The sequence below is a fragment of the Paraburkholderia sp. GAS333 genome, assembly GCF_050435665.1.
Classification (GTDB): domain Bacteria; phylum Pseudomonadota; class Gammaproteobacteria; order Burkholderiales; family Burkholderiaceae; genus Paraburkholderia; species Paraburkholderia fungorum_A.
Genome location: NZ_JBNDKS010000003.1, coordinates 20,911 through 39,063 on the forward strand (window position 1 = coordinate 20,911; position 18,153 = coordinate 39,063).

Here is an 18,153-nt window from a genome sequence, read left to right on the forward strand (position 1 = left end):
GAGCGGAGATCGAGTCGCAACTTTTTAGGGACGCAACACGTCGAAGATGGGCTTCTTCATCGAGAACGTCATCGTAAATGTCAAGAGCTTCCATCTAATCGCCGTCGGGCATGCGTGCTGCTGCAATCTTCAAGCCGCCGCCGTCGAGGCGACCGCCCACTCATTGGAGATCAGCATGAAAGCTCTGGTATATGAAGGACCCCGCCGAGTCACTGTTAAGGAAATGCCCGACGCCAAAATCGAGCGTCCCAACGATGTGCTTGTGAAAATTACCACGACAAACATCTGCGGTTCGGATCTGCATATGTACGAAGGTCGCACCAATATGGAGACCGGATGTATTCTTGGCCATGAAAATTTGGGCGTTGTTATTGAGGTAGGCCAGGGTGTTGAACGGATCAAGGTCGGTGATCGTGTTTGTCTGCCTTTCAATATTGGCTGCGGGTTTTGCAAGAACTGCGAACGGGGACTCACGGGTTTCTGCCTGACCGCGAATCCGGGCGTGGCCGGTGCAGCGTATGGATTTGCCGGGATGGGACCGTATAGCGGCGGCCAGGCGGAGTATCTGCGCGTGCCGTTCGGTGATTTCAACTGTCTCGTGTTACCGCCCGATGCTCAAGAAAAAGAGAATGACTATGTGATGCTCTCCGACATTTTCCCGACGGGCTATCACGCTACTGAACTGGCCGGCGTGTTACCAGGCGAAAGTGTCGTGATCTATGGCGCTGGGCCAGTTGGCTTAATGGCAGCACTCTCGGCGCAAATCAAGGGGGCGAGCAAGATAATGGTCGTCGATAGCCATCCAGATCGATTGAAATTGGCGGAGAAGATCGGCGCAATTCCGGTCGATGATAGCGACGGCAATTCTGCAGACCGCATTCTGGAAATGACCGGTGGCGAAGGCGCTGATCGTGGCTGTGAGTGTGTTGGCTATCAGTGCAGTTGCAAGGGCCATGAAGTCCCTAACGTGACAATGAACAACCTGATCAAAGCTGTTCGTCCAACAGGCGGCATTGGCGTCGTAGGGGTTTTCGTCGCTGAAGATCCGAAATCCGAAGACGATCTGGCGAAGCAAGGTCAACTGGCGCTCGATTTCGGGCAACTATGGATGAAAGGCCAGAAAATCGCCACCGGCCAAGCGAACGTCAAAGCGTACAACCGGCGCCTGCGCGATCTGATTTCTGCTGGAAAAGCGACGCCGTCGCAAATCATCTCGCACGAACTGCCTCTGGAGCAAGCCGCAGAAGGCTACAGGCATTTCGACGAGCGCGACGAGGGCTGGACCAAAGTGGTACTCAAGCCAGCGGCTTGAAAGAAGTACTGCCCCAAACCAGGTCTCCCGGCAGCTCGCTGAAGGTTTGCCGGGGCGACTCGGTTGCGACGGAGTGTTAGAGGAGTTTGAGCACATCGCGTTGTCCACCGAATCGCGCGAAGTAGATTCGGTACCTACTCTGGCCACAGTCTGAACGAGATAGCCGTCACTGACCACTGTGGGACTCGTCGAACATCAATCAATCGCCCCTGCATCCCGGGCACGATGTGATGAAATGCTTGCGACGAAATGCAAGCTCAAACGCATGGACATTGAAAACCAACGGCTGGCGGCCGGATCGCTTGCGGCCGAGGCTCTATCTGAAATAGACCTTCGCTCATTTCCCGCACTACGCACGCAATACCGTACTATCTGCACAGCGGCATAAGTTCAGGATTGAGGCTGAATCGCGAAACTGGCAAGTTCAAACTGGGAGCCACAAATCGAATCGTATCAATTGCGCGAGCCGCGCTGCCAAATGATGTCGCGACCGCGACGCCCCTTGATTGCAAACCGGCGAGTCCTGATCGTTGACGACTACGTCGATTCTGCGGACGCAGTTGCGCTATGCCTTGATTTGCTTGGGTTTGCAACGCATACAGCCTACGGCGGCTTCGCTGCGCTTGAAATTGCCGCCACTTGGCAACCAAGCTATGTCATCTTGGACATAATGATGCCGGACATGTCAGGCTTCGCCGTGGCCACGCGGCTTCGTGCGGACCCGCTCACCGCAGATTCAATACTTCTCGCATACACCGCTGCCAATACTCCATCCGACTATTCGCAAGCCAAGTCTGCCGGATTTGACGCTCTATGCGAAAAGCCGGCAGATCCTTCGCATCTCGCCACACTCCTGCAGCGCTTGAGCGACCCGCACAAGTCGAACCCCTAATTCCGCGCTGATGCATCAGAGGCAACGACTTCCGGGTTACACGTACACGCCCTAACGTCGAGCGGGCTTTAGATTGACCGGCGGCCCTTTTGCATTTCTTTGAAGCGACCGGCGTGCAGCACTTTGATCAACCAAGCAAAAGGATTGTGAGCGCCCAACGAAGGCCCCTCATAACAGCTTCCTCAGCATCTGCTAGCCGCCAAACATCCAGCGGCTAGCCGCCTGACTCCGATAACGATTCTTTCGCTCTACGATATTCTTCGTACGCATTTCAGCAGACCGGGAAGAGCCGTGAAGCACCAAAGGCTGTCCAGATCTCCGCACACATCCTTCCCAAATCTCCCCAAATCCTTGTCTGAGCATCCTCAGCGTCGCTGGCATGAAAATTTAACGAGTGACAGTTGACCCTGAAAGCCCCTGAACCGTCGTCCCCGCCAATTCTAACTATTAGCTCCCTGATCCGCTTGCGCTAACAGGTGCGCCCGGGCCACTCGGGGTCGCGGTACCTCCTGGCTGCGTGGAATTGCCTGCGGTTTCGCCTTTGGATGGTTTCATTTTCTTAGCATGGGAGGAAGACTTGTGCGCCGGTGCCGATTGCACATTGTCCCCAGCGTTCAACCCTTGAGATGAACTCGGTGGATTGTTCTGCGCCATCGCGGAAGAAGAAAGCATTGCTGTTGCACAAAGTGCGTAGAAAATTGCGTCACTCTTCATTTCAATTCTCCTAGAAAATCTTTTGTTAAGGATGGGAACAATCTTGCAACGGATGCGTGAGACGCGCACAGCGCACAGGCGATCTTGTCCTGTGGCGCCCGGCGTCGTGCTTCGCTTTGGCCAGCCGTAGACTTCCTTCGCGTCTTGCGCCCTTAACGCGTGGGTGAATCGAACCATCGCGCGTCTTCAGCAGGTTTGCAATAGCCCAAGTGTGACGATGCCCGTAGGATCAACTCGTTGTCATATCTGGTGCACCGGCTCTTGAGTCAAAGGGCCGACGCATCAACCTTGAGGATCTCGAATCTAGGATCAGCGTACCTGTCCGCGGCCTCTTCGGCTTCCTCACGAGAGAGAAAGCGTTTAGCTTCTTTCAACACTGGCGCGAGCCCGATATCGCCATCCTCCCCGCTGCCAAGAAATTTCTCACCGATTTTGACAACATAAGTATCAATCATCTAGACCTCCAACAAATTTGCAGGCGACATGTCTACCCAGTATTTTGGCAAACAACATCAGCGTAATTGACCTTGGCTTTAAATCGAATTCGCAATTCAACGTCCAAAAACGCTATGTTCAGACCGACCGTGCTGCGCACTCGCTTGACCTTATCGAACTATGGCAGGAGAGGCAGAACCATACCGTCATCCGTTCGAGTGGCAACTAAATCGCACCCGTCGGATCCTCTGCATCGACCAGTTCGGCAATGTCATCGACCTCGATGGTTCGACCATATTTGTTCTTCACGCCATGTCCCCAAACTTGTATGTGGACGCCAGGCACGAGGTAACCGGACAGTACCTCGGCGGCATGCGGAGGCATTCGAACCGACGTACCGTCGGTCAGCAGAGCCCCGCGCAGTTCGCCTTTAGGCCCATAAAGCGGAAGCCTGACTTCGCCGCTAATCTCCATCTCGCGCACGTCGATACGTGACTCGTGATGCTTCGCATCCCCATGGCGCGGTCCCTCATCGAGAATCACGACACCGGCGCTCGATGTCAGTTGAACAGCGGCGAGGACTTCAACACCGCGCGGCTTGACACCACGGATGCGAACTCTCTCGCCAACGCTGATGTGTTTGGCAACCTGTCTGGACAAGTGAGGCGGAAAATGCACCTGCCTGTCGTTGCCTAGAACGAGCCCATCCAGCTCTCCATGGGGATTTAACAGAAACTGGGTCACCTTTCCTTGGGTTTCTGGCAGACATGTGGGATCTATCCAATGCATTGTCTAGCTCCAAATCATCTAGGATACGGTTTCCTGCGCAAGGGGCGTTCCATCCCATCTATACAGCGCATACAGCATTTGCGCGGGTGAGCATGGGCTGATGTCAAACCGGGTCCTCTCTAACGCCAGCACGATTTTCCTAAAACACATTTGTCGCAAGTGAGTTGGTGAGCGACTTACGTGGCATCGCTGCGCCTTGCGAGCGGCGACCTTCACGCCGATCAGATCGACTGCCGGACAGGCGGCTTCGCATGCTTCGACCCGGATAAATAAAGACGACCGGGAACAGTACATGCGGCTAGTTCCGCGACATCAAAACCGAAGCGGCAATCGCCGAGGTACCCATGTTCACCGACGCGCATCGCCACAAACTCGACCCCCGCGAAGAAACTTTCCTCCTGGACAGCGGCAGGGATGGCCTACAGATATTCCTTCGATATCTGCCCCCACAAAATCCAGCTGGCCGATCGCCTGTTCTGTATTTGCACGGCGCAACTTTCCCATCAGCGCTATCTGTCGCATATCGCTTTGAAGGCCGCTCCTGGCGCGACGCGCTCAGCGCGGCCGGCCTAGATGTCTGGGCTCTTGATTTCCTCGGTTTCGGCGGGTCTGATCGATTTCCTCAGATGGATGACGACGCTGACGCCGGGCAACCACTCGGCCTCGCGGCATGTGCAGTTGGAGAAGTCGAAACCGCCGTGCGCTTCATCCTTGAACGTAGCCGTTGTGCACGCGTATCCCTCATTACTCATAGTTGGGGCTCGATGCCCGGCGGGATCTTTGCGTGTCACCATCCGACGCTGGTTGATCGCATGGTCATGTTTGCGCCGTTAGCGTGTCGCCAAGGACCACGCTATATGCCGCGTCCAACCTTGCCCGCGTGGAAACTCGTGACGAACGAAGACCAATATGACCGCTTCGTGGAAGATGTGCCGCCCGGGGAGTCGCCAGTGCTATCGCGCGAGGATTTTGCAGTTTGGGCCGAAGCCTATCTCGATAGCGATCCGGGTTCGCGTGATCGGGTCCCGCCTGCGGTCATGACGCCGACAGGCCCGCTAGTCGAGATTCTTCGTGCATGGCACGGCGAACTGGCGTGGGCGCCGCAGGCGATAGTTGCACCTGTTGCAATTATTCGCGGCAGCTGGGACGGTGTGTCATCCGAATTGGACGCGCAGTGGCTGTTCGATCATCTCGTTCGCGCGGCCGAGCGTCGGATAGTTACCATCTCTCGCGGTACTCACCTCATGCACCTCGAACAGATGCGTACGGCGCTCTGGCAAGAAAGCATTGCATTTCTTGCGGGCAGTATTACTGTTCGCCCGACAGGGCACACTTCAGGAGAGACCATGATGCAGGATCACCATGAAAGTAAGGACATTCCCGGCTACAACCCAGGCACGGACCAAGTTGCCAGGTCGCCGATCACGCTGGATGAGCTAAATGATCTGAAGGCGACGTGCCTGTTCACCGACGAAGATATGGTCTATCTCCGTCTCAGCTACGACGTACTGAAGGATCAGGCCGAGGATCTTGTCACGATGTGGCGGGGAATCATTGCGCAGCACGTACACCTCGCCAGCTACAGCTTCAACCGGGAAACCGGTGAGCCTGACAAGGAGTATGGTGCGGCAGTCGGCAAGCGCTTTGCCCAGTGGGTGCTTGATACAGCACGGGCGGAATACGATCAGGGATGGCTCGACTACCAGTACGAAATCGGATTGCGTCACCACCGCGCGAAAAAAAACGTCACCGACAACGCCAACACTGCCGCTCATATTCGTGGCCGAGACGTCATCGGTTTCGCTGCTGCAACCGTCGCGCCAATGCGCCCTTATCTCGAGAAAGGCGGCCATTCTCCTGATGTCGTTCAGCGTATGCAGGAAGCGTGGTGGAAGTCGATGATTCTCCAGGTGACTCTCTGGTCACAACCGTACATGAACCCAGGCGACTTTTGAGGCAAAACATGCACACCCTTTGCATTCGATACACGCTGGATCAAAATCGGCTAAAACACTTCCGCGACTACGTGGAGCGTGAGCTGGAAGCTATCCGCAACGCAGGTGGCAAGATCGTCGGATACTGGCTCCCGACGGATTTCGCCGGGCCGACGAACGTCGCGTATGGCCTGATCGATTTCCTCACCCTCGCTTCCTATGAGCATTACCGTGAGGCGTTGGCCGATGATCCTCTTCATATGCGCAACGCGGACGAACTGATGCGGAGCGGCGCAGTGCTCAGTATGGAACGCTCGATCATCGAGCGGTGTGTCGATGGAAACGAAGGTAACGACTAGCTGGATGGAGGCTGCAGCATGCAAACGCCGCAACAATGGCGGACTCTCCGCCCACGCCCTAGCTCCTGTCGCGAACCGAGAGACTTCTAGCGAACGTTTGGCGGTGCAGTAACGGAGGGGGTCAACTTTAGCGAGCGCGTACTTTCGCCCTCAGCAGACGGTCTCCAGTCGAAGGGACAACTGTCCGATTTCGCAAAACGGCAATCCGGGTGGCCCGCGTGTTAACGATTGTAAATGGCAAATGATTTGGCAGATAACCGATACGCGCTATCTGGCGCGCTAGCTCGCTACCGGAATGAGTTTGCCACGACGTTGAGATCCAGCATCGTGGCTGTCAGCCCGGACATACCTTTCCGGTGTTACGCCAAAAGCAATGCGGGACATCGCAATAAGATTGTTGGGGCTGGTATGGCTCAAGTCGTCTGCCACCGTCGATATGGACATGTGGACTCGCCATGCGCAAGCAAATCGATCGCACGCACGGGTAATGCCTCCTGTCGCCATTCGGTCGACGAGAGGCGGAGCGTTGCGGAAAACAGGCGTCGAGCGATTCTTGCGGACAGGCCGGCTATTGACGAAAGTACCTCGAGGGAATGTTCCCAGCTCAAATCGCGCAGTACGATGTCGGCCAAGCAGGACAGGACGGCGTACACACCCTAGACGTACCTTTCAGAACTTCTCCTCCTCAGGCTCTGGTCCGCGTGTCGGCTCACTAACCGCATCGAGGCGAACGGCCCTTCCCGTTCGCGCGGATTCATAGATTGCTTCCATGATGCGCTGGTCCTGCAGGCCCTCTTCGCCGGGCGTGTGCGGTGTGATATCGCGTTTCACGCACGAAGACATATGATCGATCTCGCGTGCGAACTGGTCCTGCGGATCGATCTGCAATTCGACGACGGCATTTTTGCCGTCCAGCAGCATCCCATGAAGCAGCCGCAAGCCGTTGTAGCCAAATGCGGGGTCCATTTCGGCCCAGCCCTGCGCGCCCTGCAATCGGAAAAAGCGGGATTCGTGACTGGCGTAGCTTGCGGTGCACGTGGCGGTAAAGCCGTCGGGGAAACTCAGAATGAAATGCACCCCAGCTTCTACTTCTTTGAAACGCGGATCACCTTTGGGTTGCGAAACTGTAGCAAACACCTGATCCGGTTCGCGTCCCGTGATAAAACGCACCGCATTCAAACAATACAAACCGATGTCCGGCAAAGCGCCGCCACCGGCCAGCTTTTTGTTCAACCGCCACTGAGTGGGGTCGCCTACATTCTGCGAATTACCGGCGATAAATTCGCGCAGGGAACCCAACTGGTTATCCTTCACCATCTTTGCAATCAGACGGTCCATCGGCTCGTACTGGCTACGATAGGCAATCATCAGTTTCCGGTTCGCCTGCCGACATGCGTCGATCATGGCCTGGCAGTCCGCGACGCTCGTTGCCATCGGTTTTTCACAAAGTACATGCTTGCCTATCCTGGCCGCTCGCACGGTGTAATCCCGGTGCAATCCATTGGGAAGTACGATGTAAATCACCTGAACGTCAGGATTGCTGGCGAGATGTTCGAAGTTTTCGTAGCCATAGACCGCAGATTCGCGAACGCCGTACTGTCGCGCGATCTTCAATGCTTTGCTGCGATCACCGGAGACAAGTGCCGCAACTTTCGAATATTTGCATTGCGACAGCGCAGGAAGAATCTGATTGAGCGATAAACGCCCTAGTCCGACAATGGCATAGCCGACCCGATCGTCGAAAGGCAGGTTCGGATCGGGGGTTTGCTCCTTCTGCTCCGTGTCAGGGTCCTGGATCAACGAAAGCTTGACTGCATTTGATTCGGCCGCTGCTAAACCCGCGGCTTGGATGGGCACCGCCGACCCCGCCGCGAGGGCTGCCGCTAAACCTAGGCCACTACGCTGCAGAAAGCGTCGCCGTGCCTCGCCGCGGTCCGGATCAGAGGATGTACTGTCTGACGCAATGTTCGGCGCGGAATCGGCTGCGGAAGGGCGATCGCTACGCATGCTGGCTCCTTGATCAGTAGCCGTGGGAAAATGGAACTCTACCCAGCAACAGGCATTCCTGTTAGCGGGTCAAGGTCACGGACTGCGTGGCCCATGAGCGAGTTACGCTTTCGCGATCCGCACCGCGACTGTCGGTTCCCAACAGCATTTACTGACGAATGCCGAAGAGCCGTGCGAACCGTGGGCGCATGCGCTGTCGTAGAAGCTCACCCACTGCTCGCCACTTGCCTGCTGGTCAATGTCGATTCGGCCGGGGTCGAGCGGCAGATAGACCATTTCACCATGCCACTGCGATTCAGTTTCATCGCGATCTGCACGGTCACACCACGCGGCGTCCATGACCCGATGACGCCCTTGCGTTTCACTAGCGAGGCGATGTCAGCACCGCCACTTGATTACAAATGTTGAATGGGCCATTACGGTCCACCTTTGTACCCGTCAACTCACTAATCCCACCCGCTCCGGAAAGAGTCAACTGCCGCCGGAGCCGGAGTTGGCAGCCGAAGCAGGAGTGGCTGACCTACCCTTGGCAAGCGTTTTTTTTCGCGTACTCTTCTGAGCGTGCCCGGACGCGGTTGGGTCGGAAGACTGCGAGCTCGTAAGCGTTGCTCGTTCGCCGTTCGAATTGCTCGTTCCTTTCGCCCCCTTCGCCTCGGCGGCGCCTCCATTCATACCCTGCGAAAATGAGCTACTTGAAACGACCAAAAAAATACAAGCTAAAAAACAGCTTTTCGCGACTTTCATTTCAATCTCCGCGCGGAAGTAGACACGACTCCATCGAACTTACGTAGCGTCCGCCGCAATTGATGTACCCGTACCCGCGGCACGATACAGAAGGTGCGTTGTCCATACCTATCGACTTGGCAAGGCGAGTGACGCGGCAGTCAACCTCGACGCGCGGTTTCTATACTTAACTGCGCCACAATTCAATAATTGCACGGCTGTCGTGGCACAACAGGGCCTTCGTTGGGCGTCCGCGACTGGATTGGGTGAGATCGGCGACATGGTGCGCCGTGGTATCTACGCTACCGAATGGGTGAACGCATGTGGCTGCGACTGTGTCGGACATTTGTCCTTTTCATGCATTTTCAAACGATTTGGGTCAGATATACCGTTCGCTCAACAGTTAAATTGAGGGCCGAAGGGCGTGATGCCCCTCAGCCCTGCAAGCGGGTTCCTACGCGGCGGCCACTAGGCAATGCACTATAAGAATGCCCAACGGCAGTTTGGCTGTCCGATGCTCACGACGAAGAACGATGCGCGGCGATGGCTAAACGGATTTGCTCGGCGTTATCGATTAACTACCGCCTGACGCGGGATTGGTAGCTGATGCCGGCATGGCGGCGTTCGATTTTTTATTCATCTTCTTGTGCGAAGTGGCTCCGGCAGGCGCCATGGTATTTGCTCCCGACGCGCCTGACACCGTATCTGTTGAACCACTCGCACTCGGCTTGCTCATACCTGTGCCGCCTTGCCCACCTCCGGCTCCGCCGCCTGCGCTCTGCGCGTACGCGGCACCCGAAATAAAGATGAAAAATGCGGAAATCAAAATCCCTTTTGTTGAGCGTCCCATGGTTGTCTCCTCAAGCGCATAGCGGTCATAGTCACCGGAAGGTGTGAACCCGCTACGGGAAGAGCGCAATCCGTATGCCGCACCACGGAATCTGCTCGTATCGCGTCATCAGCACAGCAATGCTAAGCAATGAAACTTCTACGTGCCGATTTTCGCTTGTTACGCTATGAGTCTGTGCGTGGAGATTTACCGGCTGGGAGCGCGACCTCACTGCCCGTCGTGTAACACCGGACCGCCGAAGCACCGTTATTGTTGCCACGAGCGTCCAGCCTGTCTGCAAGAGCAATTAGAAATCTGCCCAGCTCGACGCTCCCATGTTTGCGCACAAAACTCTGTACCAACTCGTCGATACACGCCGTGCGGGATGCAACATGTAGCATGCTAGCGATATGCGAGGTCCCCACAGCAAGTTCAAGCTGGAACGCGACTTCAATGCGAGCTTCTCTGGCGGCAACAGGTTTGCTATAAGCGCTCACTTTCAAGTCTCCTTTTTTGGCGAAAATGCTTTCTAGCAACCGGGCCAATCCACTACGAACGTCGCCTCATTGTAGGTCTAAAAAACTGGGGCGACGCTCTTTTCAAGGAGGTCGCAGGAGGGGCTATGCCGAGGTTCAGCAAGCAAACCCGCAACAACCTGCAATACCTCGGGGCTGTGCAGCATGCCCCAATGGCTAACATTCTCGACCGCTACATTGCGATGATATTCGGATGCGGTGCCTACACATCCCTCCCATCCCACGAGACCATCGGATAGCGAGTAAACCGACGTGCATCGCACATTGGGGACGATGCTCAGTTGCGAAATCTGAGCCCCATCCAGCGGAGAAACGCCGCCGTTAAGTAGCGTCAGAAGCCAACCTGCATGGGTGGAGTTTGGCTGGTCGGCGAATGGCGTTGCTAAAGTGATGACCTGCCGGACAAGCTGCGGATGGCATTTCCCGAGTTCGCGGGCGTATACCCCGCCCAGACTCCATCCAATCAAGGAGACGTGGCGTTCATTTCGCGCATGAAGGCGAATCAATTGCGTAGCAAGGAGGTCGAGAAAACCATCGAGGTAGTCCTCGGGCCATTGATTGACCCCTTGGTCCCAATCGTGAACGTCGTAGTCCAATCCGCACAGCCTTTCCCGCATTGCTTTCGTGGCAGATCCATCCGAACCTAGGCCCGGGAAAAAGAGTACAGGATGGCCATCTCCGCGCGGCAGCGAAGTTGATGAAGCCGTCAAACCAGCGAAATAGTCTGAGATGGCCCGCAGCGGCTCCAGCGCAAGCAGAAACGCTGACGGAGGCGCAAATTGAACGGCTTCCATTTAATCCCCGATGATGCAGTCAATTGATTGACCAAGCGAACGACTGTATAAGCTGTGGCGCACCGGTGAAAGTGTGACACTCAGTCCCCGCGCCGGCTTCTTCGGCGTCGCTCGCCCCCCGACGCGCATCCACTCCCTCCTTCGCAAAAAAAACAGGCAGATGAGTCTGCCTGCGAGCACATTGTTTCCGTTGACGATTACTCCGTCACGGCTACATCCGTTCCAGCGGAAGCGGCTTTCGTGAGGTCTGCGACAAAGCCCTTGGCATCTTGCTGGTAACGCTGAAGCTGTGATTGACTTGCCGAAGTAAGGCCACCCTGAACATCTGCCAGGATTTCCCGAACATGCCGCCCGTACGCCAGGCACTTTTCCGCAGTCGGTTTCCCGAGGCTTGCCGAAAGTGCAAACAATTCGTCCGGCCTTGAGGACAAGGCTTTCATTGCAAGCGCGTGATTCTCAGCAAGCGTTGCCTTGAACACCTGGAGATTTAGCGCCGTCAGCTTCTCAAAGCCTTCAAACACCTTTGTCGAAAAGCCGAACAACTGTTGAATGTTTGCCTGTGCTTCGACCGCATGTTGGGGAATAAGCGTGCTCATGACTGCTCCAGAAAGGGATGCGGCGAGTGCGGTGAGACTGAGGCGTTCGACCGAAAACGTGCACACGCCGTGGACCGAAAGGTCCATTGCTGCAATGCAGCAAAATTCATTGTAGGCGCATCAGGATGGAAGTCAATCGAGCCCTGGTTGTCTTTTTTGCGAGCGCATTTGATGTGAAGGTAGCGGCGGACCTCACCGCGCCGACGGGGTCAAAAATCATGACAACCTGATGAAAGGCCCGCAACAGGCCTTTCATCTCGTAGCCCTGTCTATTTAACAGCTTGTCCGGCGCCTAAGTCCGCTCCGGTCAGTGGGTCAGTAGATGTATCGGAGGCCGTGCGCGAAGCCATTGCACTTAAGACCTGAACAACGTCATTCGATACGTTGACGCTCGCCAGCCCGTCGCCACCATCAACCGCCGGCTCCGGTGATTCGACAAATTCCCAATCCGGTCCCTCGTTCCATGGACCCCGCGGAGAATCATCGCCTTTGGACATGTTGTAATAGACGCTTGTGAACTCCGGTACGCCCGGGAGCTTGCCTTGCGGAAAATTGGGCTGAATCGAATGAAGCGCCTTTTCGAAAGACTTCTGGTGAGCAATTTCTCGCGTCATCAGAAAACCGAGTGTTTCCCTGATGCCAGCGTCATCCGTTACGTTGATCAACCGCTCGTACACAATCTTGGCCCTTGCCTCGGCTGCGATGTTGGAGCGCAAGTCCGCGGTGGGTTCTCCAATGGTGTCCACATAGGCGGCCGACCAAGGGACGCCGGCGGAATTCGTCAGCGCTGGGCCGCCGCCGTAGAGTAACGAGGTCGTGTGTGAATCGTTACCGCCGCCCGTCATGGAGCGATACAGCTCTGCCTCGCTTTCGACCGCCTCAGCGAGCTGGCCTTTGGCCCCTTTGTTCAGCATTGCGATGATAGAGCCGATGATTTCCAGATGACTCAGTTCTTCCGTCGCAATGTCGAACAGCAGGTCTTTTCGACCGGGGTCATCTTCGCTGACTGCTTGCGTAAAGTAACGGCAGGCTGCCCCCAGCTCACCTTGGGGGCCGCCGAACTGCTCGAGCAGCAGATTTGCAAGACCAGGGTTCGGCGCGGCAACGCGCACCGTGTACTGTAGACGCTTGTTGTGAACAAACATGATGTAGTCCTTTCAAAGTCATGGCTAGACGGAGGACCGTCTGTAGCGCCACGGGCGAAACGGATTTCGGGAGCCGTGAAAGATGCAGTGCAGGCTGGCGCGGCTGTTCGCGGCTGGAGTCTCAGAACGAATAGTTCTGGCGAGATGCGGCGACACGCCGCGAGGTGTCAGGAAAGTCTCCTGACACCTCCGCATGACGTGTTCCTGAAAGCAGATTTGCGAGCAAAAGGTCGTCGTCGGTAACGGACCGCTTTACCACCAGAGAATTCGCGCCCCCAAGGCGTCTTGAGGGTGGCTTGTCGATACCGGCCGCTTTACCATCCAAAACTCAGAACCCTATTGCAGGAAAGGAAATCCGGGCTCACTCCTTGACCTCATCGGAGAAATTTGGAAATGACAGGTGTCATTCCTTCGCATTAGTTGTTCAAGGGCGTGCTGCATCCTCAAAACGGCTGTCGACTTGCACATAACTGAAAGCATCCCGACCGCATTAAGGAAAAACTGTTCAACGCGTCAACCTTGAGGCCGTCAATGAACAACGAATCCCGAATCAAAGCCTTGCTGTTTGATGTCTTCGGCACCGTCGTTGATTGGCGTAGCGGAGTAGCGCGCGACGTTAACTCGTTCCTCTCCCGCCACGCGATTTCTGCGGATGCGTTTAAATTCGCCGATGCATGGCGACGTCAGTATTCGCCTGCGATGGAGGAAGTTCGCAGCGGCCGACGTCCGTTCGTTCGGCTCGACTTGTTGCACATGGAAAACCTCGTCAAGGTATTGACGGATTTTGGGGTCAACGTGGGCTCGATCCCGGCGGAGGATTTGGTCGAATTGAACCTTGCGTGGCATCGACTCGACCCGTGGCCTGATTCTGTCGAAGGGCTCTTGCGCATGAAGCGTCGATTTATCATCGCGCCGTTGTCTAACGGGAACATTCGACTGATGGTCGACATGGCCAAACGGGCTGCGCTTCCTTGGGATGCAATCCTCGGCGCGGAAGTGGTTGGAGCGTACAAGCCGACGCCGCGAGTCTACTTAGACACTGTCGAACTTCTCGGTTTGAATCCAGCTGAGGTCTGCATGGTCGCGGCGCATAACTCCGATCTCGCTGCAGCACGCCAATGCGGATTGAGAACTGTGTTCATTGCGAGGCCATTTGAGCACGGTCCGAGTCAACAGACAGACCTGAAAGCCGAGCAGGACTGGGACTTTGTAGGGGGAAGTCTGAACGACGTTGCTACGCAACTAGGTTGTCCAACCTGAAGCGACCCCGGTTGTACTGAGGTTCCCGTTAACAACGGAGCCTCCACTAACCAACGGTAGCAATATAAATTGACCGTCGGAAACGAGGTCCCACCGTGGCCTCTCAGACTCTTCCAGAAAATTTGGAGCGACGCGTGGCAAAGCTGCACGAAAAATCCATTTTATTGACCGCCTTACGCCGACAACACTTTTCGTTACTTTTGTATATTCTCGACCGATGCGTCATTGATGCCTGATTATTTCTTTTTGCGGCGGCGATGATGTCGCTGCGCGTGCCAACATCTCTAACTTCGGCCTTGCCGGCTTGCGAAGCAACGCGGCGGCAGCCCGACGTCTGACAATCACCTCGACTCCGGTTGCATCGATATTCGCCCCCTCACCTCCCATCCTCCTAGACGTCGCGCCGGCCCCCTCAATGGGTGATGCCGTCAGTTCGCGCTCGTCGCGGTTGCAAGTGCATCGCGGAGTGCTCGACCTTCCGGGGTCATATTGTCCGCACCAAAGTCACGCGTTGCGGTATCCCTGCTCAAATGCAGTAATGGGCGCAGGTCCTCGCCCCCTAGCGCAGGGTGCAGTTGTAGCCACTCGCGCGTGAACCCGTCGTCCTTAAACGGATCAGGAAGCGTTGTGCCATTCGGCGCGACCTCCTCGGCAACGCGAAGAGCTTCCACACGGCCGTCCGATGCGGAAGTCACGAGGGCAGCCAGGGCATTGGCCAAGCTTTCGTCACAACGCTCGACCAGATGCCATTTGGCCAGTGCAGGTATATCCAATTCAATGCCCTGAGGCTCGGCCAACGCTGATCTCAGATACATGGTGTTCAGAAAGCGCTTCATCAATCGAGGGTTCGCGTTGACGGCGCTCGATCGAGTGAGCATCGGCGCCAACCCCTCCGCCAAGTCCATAAGGTTCAGCAAGGGCGTGTTATCGACTCCTACAAGGCTTTGCAGGAAACTGATGTCAATCGCATCGCCCCGCCAACTAGACTGCAGGCGCTCTGGAATCGCCTTCAGCGCCCTGTCGAACTGCATTTTTTCGAACTGCCCATCCGAATTCGCCCGTTCCATCAGGAGCAGGGCAAGATAGGCTTTCGCCTCATTGATACCAAGGCGCGGGACATGAAGCGGGACCTGGATGAGCTTGTCGAAGTAGTTGGTCGCCACATCGCTTGAAATGCCTGTGCCATCGAAATGCACGCGGACCGCGCCGCGAATGAATTCGTTGTCCGCCGCGACAACAAACGCACTGCGTCTGAGGAACAGGAGAAGGCGGATCGATTCCAGCGTCGAGATGGCCGTTTTCGGCAAACAACGATCGAGATCGTCTACGAAGACAACCAGCGTAACCTTCAACTCATCCAGGAGTTCCTCGAGAGCATCGCGGAACGCCTGAATTTCGTTAGGCAGAGAAACGGGCTCGGCCGGCTTGAGCAAATTGTCAAATTCGCCCTTGACCTCGTCCCCTTTCGATCTTTCTCCGTCGTGGTGATTGGCGTCGCGACGACCAAGGCCCAGGAACTCGCCCGCCTTGAGCACGGCCCTGCCAACCGCCCCAACCGGAACCCCAGTGTGCAGCGTCACGGCAACCTCGCCCCCAAGCTGAGCGAGACGGAGAAGATTGATTCGGCCTAAGAGCCGCTTCGCCTTCTTCAGCAGCGACTCGTTGGATGCCGCTAATTCCAACACCTTGTCGCCGACCAGCTGTAAAAGCGCGCTTCGTGCACCTTCGAAATCCTGATACAGCCACGGATTAAAGGTAACGACAACGTAAGTATTCTCTTCGGGAACGTTGACTTGGCTTAGCCGAGCCTCAATCATCCTAACCAGCGATGTCTTGCCCGCGCCCCATCCACCCGAAATGCCAACCGAAATTGGTGTGCCGTTCGCTTGCTGCAAGAGCTTTGCGCACGCGTCAGCAACAATCCCAAAATTCAAATAGTCAACGGTTGTCTCGTTGTCCGACCACATCCCCGGCCCCCTCTCTCTTTCTTGGTTTTGGTTCGTTTTGTTGCTACAGCGGTATGCCGACAAGGCCAGAGCCGAGCACAACGAAAAGACGACGCGATACAAGTGGTGTCGCCCGACGCCATCAACCACACGGCTCAGACCGCATTCAATCCCGCAGCGCGCCATGATAGCGCGACCGCGTCTAGGGCGCCGGCCTGCTGCAGACTCGGCTTAAGTCAGGTTGATACGGTCTCTGTAGCATCAGGATGCAGTTGAAGCCGTATCCCGACTTAATCAGCAGATTGTCCGAATGTGAGAGTTAATGAAGCTTCGGCAGTTTGCTTGCAGATTTCACCAACTCTTCCAGTGTTCCCTCGCCGACCAAGATGGCATCAAGATGCTTCTTAAGTTCTCGGTCAAAATCGGAATTGGTGATAGGTGAATCCTTTGCCGAGATCACAAAGTTAAACGGGGTCACATATCTGGCTCGGTGTTCGGCCCGTCCAGAAATAGATTGAATTTTTCCATCGATCTTTGCTGCCCCGTCATCAAGTTCCGCGAGCTTGACGAGATGCTTGCCATCCACAATTCCGTACTCTTCTGTCACGTAGCTCGAAAAGAACACTCTGTTCTTAACATCGTTGATGTAAATAGGCGTGTCCGGATAGAGCCCCGTCGGCTCAGCAGCCTCAACCTCGACATAGACGAAGCATCGAAAGTATTGCATGCTGTAGACTGCTGCAATTTTTGCAATCTTGAGCTCTTGCGAGTTCATCAAGAACTGTCCCGACTCAAGTCTGGTGAAGCTTTGGATCGCATTATTCTCACCTCGCCACCACCATATAGGACAATTACTTCCGAACGCGATGGGCGTGGAGAAGAGAATCGATAGTCGTTCTTGGATGTCCGCAGCATCCGCAAACCATTCGATACCCCGAATGCCTGGAAAGGCCTTTCCGAACCGGTCAGCGAAAAATACAGTTTCATGTGACCATGAGAAGTTGGTGAACGCTCTTGAGTCCACACCCAACTCGCTCGATCCACAATCGTTAACGTGACGCAAAGCTTCATCGAAAACCAGTTCAGCCAGCAACAGTTGCTCGAACGATGTAACACTGGTCGGCGTCCCCCGCGCTCCTGACCGGATGGACACCTTAGTTTGTAATTTCTGATACTCGTCGTTGACATCCTCAAGGCCATACAGATGGTACGCGAGGAAGTCTAGTCCTCTGCGTACGTCAGTTTCTGCACCCTCTTCTTTCGACGCTTTACCTAATTGACGGGCCATCGCGGCAAACCGCATCGTCGCTTTGGGTACAGGATCAGCTTCGTCATACGATTCGAGTGTCTCGGTTCCGTCTGCTGACACGCCAAGATATTTGTTTCGCTGCGTCTGCGCGTACTTGAAGCACTCTCCGATAAGGTGATTGAGCTCTGCCACGCTACCCGCGCCAACAACTCCCTTCGTCTTACCTCCATCAAGCAAGTTTTGAAACGAGTTCTCCGAAAAAAACTTCGAAATCCCTTGCTTGTGAAGATCGGCTTTTATCTCAATCTCAGTCGCTGCGACGACGCTAACTAGCGGTTTTGAAACGTTTTTTGGCTTGATAATCTTCATTAACGAAGTCTCAAGCTCCTCCTTGGATTTATGCAATTTTCGCAACCAATCTGCGCGGGCCCAAGGTCCATCGACTGCGTCAGGGATGACAATAAGCAAATCGACATCGCTCCCCTCGCCAAATTGATCTCCATCTAGTCGAATCAGGCTTCCAAATACGAAAACGCCTTTTGTCTGCAATGTGCTCTGTACTGAGCCTGCCCAGCCCTTCAAACTGGCCAAGACATCATTCACCACGTTGCTTGCCATATTTTTCCCGTTGGT

At 55.5% G+C, this 18,153-nt stretch carries 15 protein-coding genes; 5 read left to right on the plus strand and 10 right to left on the minus strand.

Annotation, left to right across the window (positions count from 1 at the left end; translation table 11 throughout):
- Window positions 1–175: 175 nt before the first annotated feature.
- Window positions 176–1,312, plus strand: a complete 1,137-nt coding sequence (locus ABH945_RS15925; protein ID WP_429251905.1) for a glutathione-independent formaldehyde dehydrogenase — start codon at window positions 176–178, stop codon at window positions 1,310–1,312.
- A 502-nt stretch (window positions 1,313–1,814) separates the two neighbouring features.
- Complete coding sequence (locus ABH945_RS15930; RefSeq protein WP_429251123.1) at window positions 1,815–2,204, plus strand: response regulator; 390 nt, start codon at window positions 1,815–1,817, stop codon at window positions 2,202–2,204.
- A gap of 980 nt (window positions 2,205–3,184) precedes the next feature.
- Here ABH945_RS15930 and ABH945_RS15935 read toward each other — a convergent pair.
- Both ABH945_RS15935 and ABH945_RS15940 read right to left on the minus strand, forming a co-directional pair.
- The gene (locus tag ABH945_RS15935) at window positions 3,185–3,373 is read right to left on the minus strand and encodes a hypothetical protein (protein ID WP_429251124.1); all 189 of its coding nucleotides are present in this window, start codon (window positions 3,371–3,373) and stop codon (window positions 3,185–3,187) included.
- Between the two features lie 205 nt (window positions 3,374–3,578).
- Window positions 3,579–4,142 carry a hypothetical protein gene (locus ABH945_RS15940; protein ID WP_429251125.1) on the minus strand — a complete coding sequence of 188 codons (564 nt, stop codon included), beginning with the start codon at window positions 4,140–4,142 and terminating at the stop codon, window positions 3,579–3,581.
- 344 nt (window positions 4,143–4,486) lie between these two features.
- Here ABH945_RS15940 and ABH945_RS15945 point away from each other — a divergent pair, with 344 nt between their 5' ends.
- Window positions 4,487–6,097: an alpha/beta fold hydrolase gene (locus tag ABH945_RS15945; protein ID WP_429251126.1), complete on the plus strand. Its 1,611-nt coding sequence runs from the start codon at window positions 4,487–4,489 to the stop codon at window positions 6,095–6,097.
- Window positions 6,098–6,105: 8 nt separating this feature from the next.
- A complete protein-coding gene (locus ABH945_RS15950; RefSeq protein ID WP_429251127.1) occupies window positions 6,106–6,435 on the plus strand; it encodes an NIPSNAP family protein in 330 nt (109 codons plus the stop codon).
- Between the two features lie 669 nt (window positions 6,436–7,104).
- Here the strand turns inward: ABH945_RS15950 and ABH945_RS15955 are convergent.
- The 6 genes from ABH945_RS15955 to ABH945_RS15980 all read right to left on the minus strand — a co-directional run bounded on the left by ABH945_RS15955 (window position 7,105) and on the right by ABH945_RS15980 (window position 13,065).
- Window positions 7,105–8,442: a Gfo/Idh/MocA family oxidoreductase gene (locus ABH945_RS15955; protein WP_429251128.1), complete on the minus strand. Its 1,338-nt coding sequence runs from the start codon at window positions 8,440–8,442 to the stop codon at window positions 7,105–7,107.
- A 102-nt stretch (window positions 8,443–8,544) separates the two neighbouring features.
- Window positions 8,545–8,781: a hypothetical protein gene (locus ABH945_RS15960; protein ID WP_429251129.1), complete on the minus strand. Its 237-nt coding sequence runs from the start codon at window positions 8,779–8,781 to the stop codon at window positions 8,545–8,547.
- A gap of 958 nt (window positions 8,782–9,739) precedes the next feature.
- On the minus strand, window positions 9,740–10,015 hold the full coding sequence (locus ABH945_RS15965) for a hypothetical protein (RefSeq protein ID WP_429251130.1): 276 nt from the start codon (window positions 10,013–10,015) through the stop codon (window positions 9,740–9,742).
- A 553-nt stretch (window positions 10,016–10,568) separates the two neighbouring features.
- Complete coding sequence (locus ABH945_RS15970) at window positions 10,569–11,324, minus strand: esterase/lipase family protein (RefSeq protein WP_429251131.1); 756 nt, start codon at window positions 11,322–11,324, stop codon at window positions 10,569–10,571.
- A 197-nt stretch (window positions 11,325–11,521) separates the two neighbouring features.
- Window positions 11,522–11,920: a TIGR01841 family phasin gene (gene phaP, locus ABH945_RS15975; protein WP_429251132.1), complete on the minus strand. Its 399-nt coding sequence runs from the start codon at window positions 11,918–11,920 to the stop codon at window positions 11,522–11,524.
- Window positions 11,921–12,189: 269 nt separating this feature from the next.
- Window positions 12,190–13,065 carry a manganese catalase family protein gene (locus tag ABH945_RS15980; RefSeq protein WP_429251133.1) on the minus strand — a complete coding sequence of 292 codons (876 nt, stop codon included), beginning with the start codon at window positions 13,063–13,065 and terminating at the stop codon, window positions 12,190–12,192.
- Between the two features lie 531 nt (window positions 13,066–13,596).
- Here ABH945_RS15980 and ABH945_RS15985 point away from each other — a divergent pair.
- Entirely contained in the window at window positions 13,597–14,325 is a 729-nt protein-coding gene (locus tag ABH945_RS15985; protein ID WP_429251134.1) for a haloacid dehalogenase type II, read from the plus strand.
- A 428-nt stretch (window positions 14,326–14,753) separates the two neighbouring features.
- Here ABH945_RS15985 and ABH945_RS15990 read toward each other — a convergent pair whose 3' ends face one another.
- Complete coding sequence (locus tag ABH945_RS15990; protein WP_429251135.1) at window positions 14,754–16,292, minus strand: KAP family P-loop NTPase fold protein; 1,539 nt, start codon at window positions 16,290–16,292, stop codon at window positions 14,754–14,756.
- 298 nt (window positions 16,293–16,590) lie between these two features.
- Window positions 16,591–18,138, minus strand: coding sequence for a hypothetical protein (locus ABH945_RS15995; RefSeq protein ID WP_429251136.1), 1,548 nt, complete (start codon window positions 18,136–18,138; stop codon window positions 16,591–16,593).
- Window positions 18,139–18,153 lie beyond the last annotated feature (15 nt).

Coding starts and splice junctions, on each gene's coding strand:
- ABH945_RS15925 (WP_429251905.1), top strand. CDS start 176: ATGAAAGCTCTGGTATATGAAGGACCCCGCCGAGTCACTGTTAAGGAA.
- ABH945_RS15935 (WP_429251124.1), bottom strand. CDS start 3,373: ATGATTGATACTTATGTTGTCAAAATCGGTGAGAAATTTCTTGGCAGC.
- ABH945_RS15940 (WP_429251125.1), bottom strand. CDS start 4,142: ATGCATTGGATAGATCCCACATGTCTGCCAGAAACCCAAGGAAAGGTG.
- ABH945_RS15945 (WP_429251126.1), top strand. CDS start 4,487: ATGTTCACCGACGCGCATCGCCACAAACTCGACCCCCGCGAAGAAACT.
- ABH945_RS15950 (WP_429251127.1), top strand. CDS start 6,106: ATGCACACCCTTTGCATTCGATACACGCTGGATCAAAATCGGCTAAAA.
- ABH945_RS15955 (WP_429251128.1), bottom strand. CDS start 8,442: ATGCGTAGCGATCGCCCTTCCGCAGCCGATTCCGCGCCGAACATTGCG.
- ABH945_RS15960 (WP_429251129.1), bottom strand. CDS start 8,781: ATGGACGCCGCGTGGTGTGACCGTGCAGATCGCGATGAAACTGAATCG.
- ABH945_RS15965 (WP_429251130.1), bottom strand. CDS start 10,015: ATGGGACGCTCAACAAAAGGGATTTTGATTTCCGCATTTTTCATCTTT.
- ABH945_RS15970 (WP_429251131.1), bottom strand. CDS start 11,324: ATGGAAGCCGTTCAATTTGCGCCTCCGTCAGCGTTTCTGCTTGCGCTG.
- phaP (WP_429251132.1), bottom strand. CDS start 11,920: ATGAGCACGCTTATTCCCCAACATGCGGTCGAAGCACAGGCAAACATT.
- ABH945_RS15980 (WP_429251133.1), bottom strand. CDS start 13,065: ATGTTTGTTCACAACAAGCGTCTACAGTACACGGTGCGCGTTGCCGCG.
- ABH945_RS15985 (WP_429251134.1), top strand. CDS start 13,597: ATGAACAACGAATCCCGAATCAAAGCCTTGCTGTTTGATGTCTTCGGC.
- ABH945_RS15990 (WP_429251135.1), bottom strand. CDS start 16,292: ATGTGGTCGGACAACGAGACAACCGTTGACTATTTGAATTTTGGGATT.
- ABH945_RS15995 (WP_429251136.1), bottom strand. CDS start 18,138: ATGGCAAGCAACGTGGTGAATGATGTCTTGGCCAGTTTGAAGGGCTGG.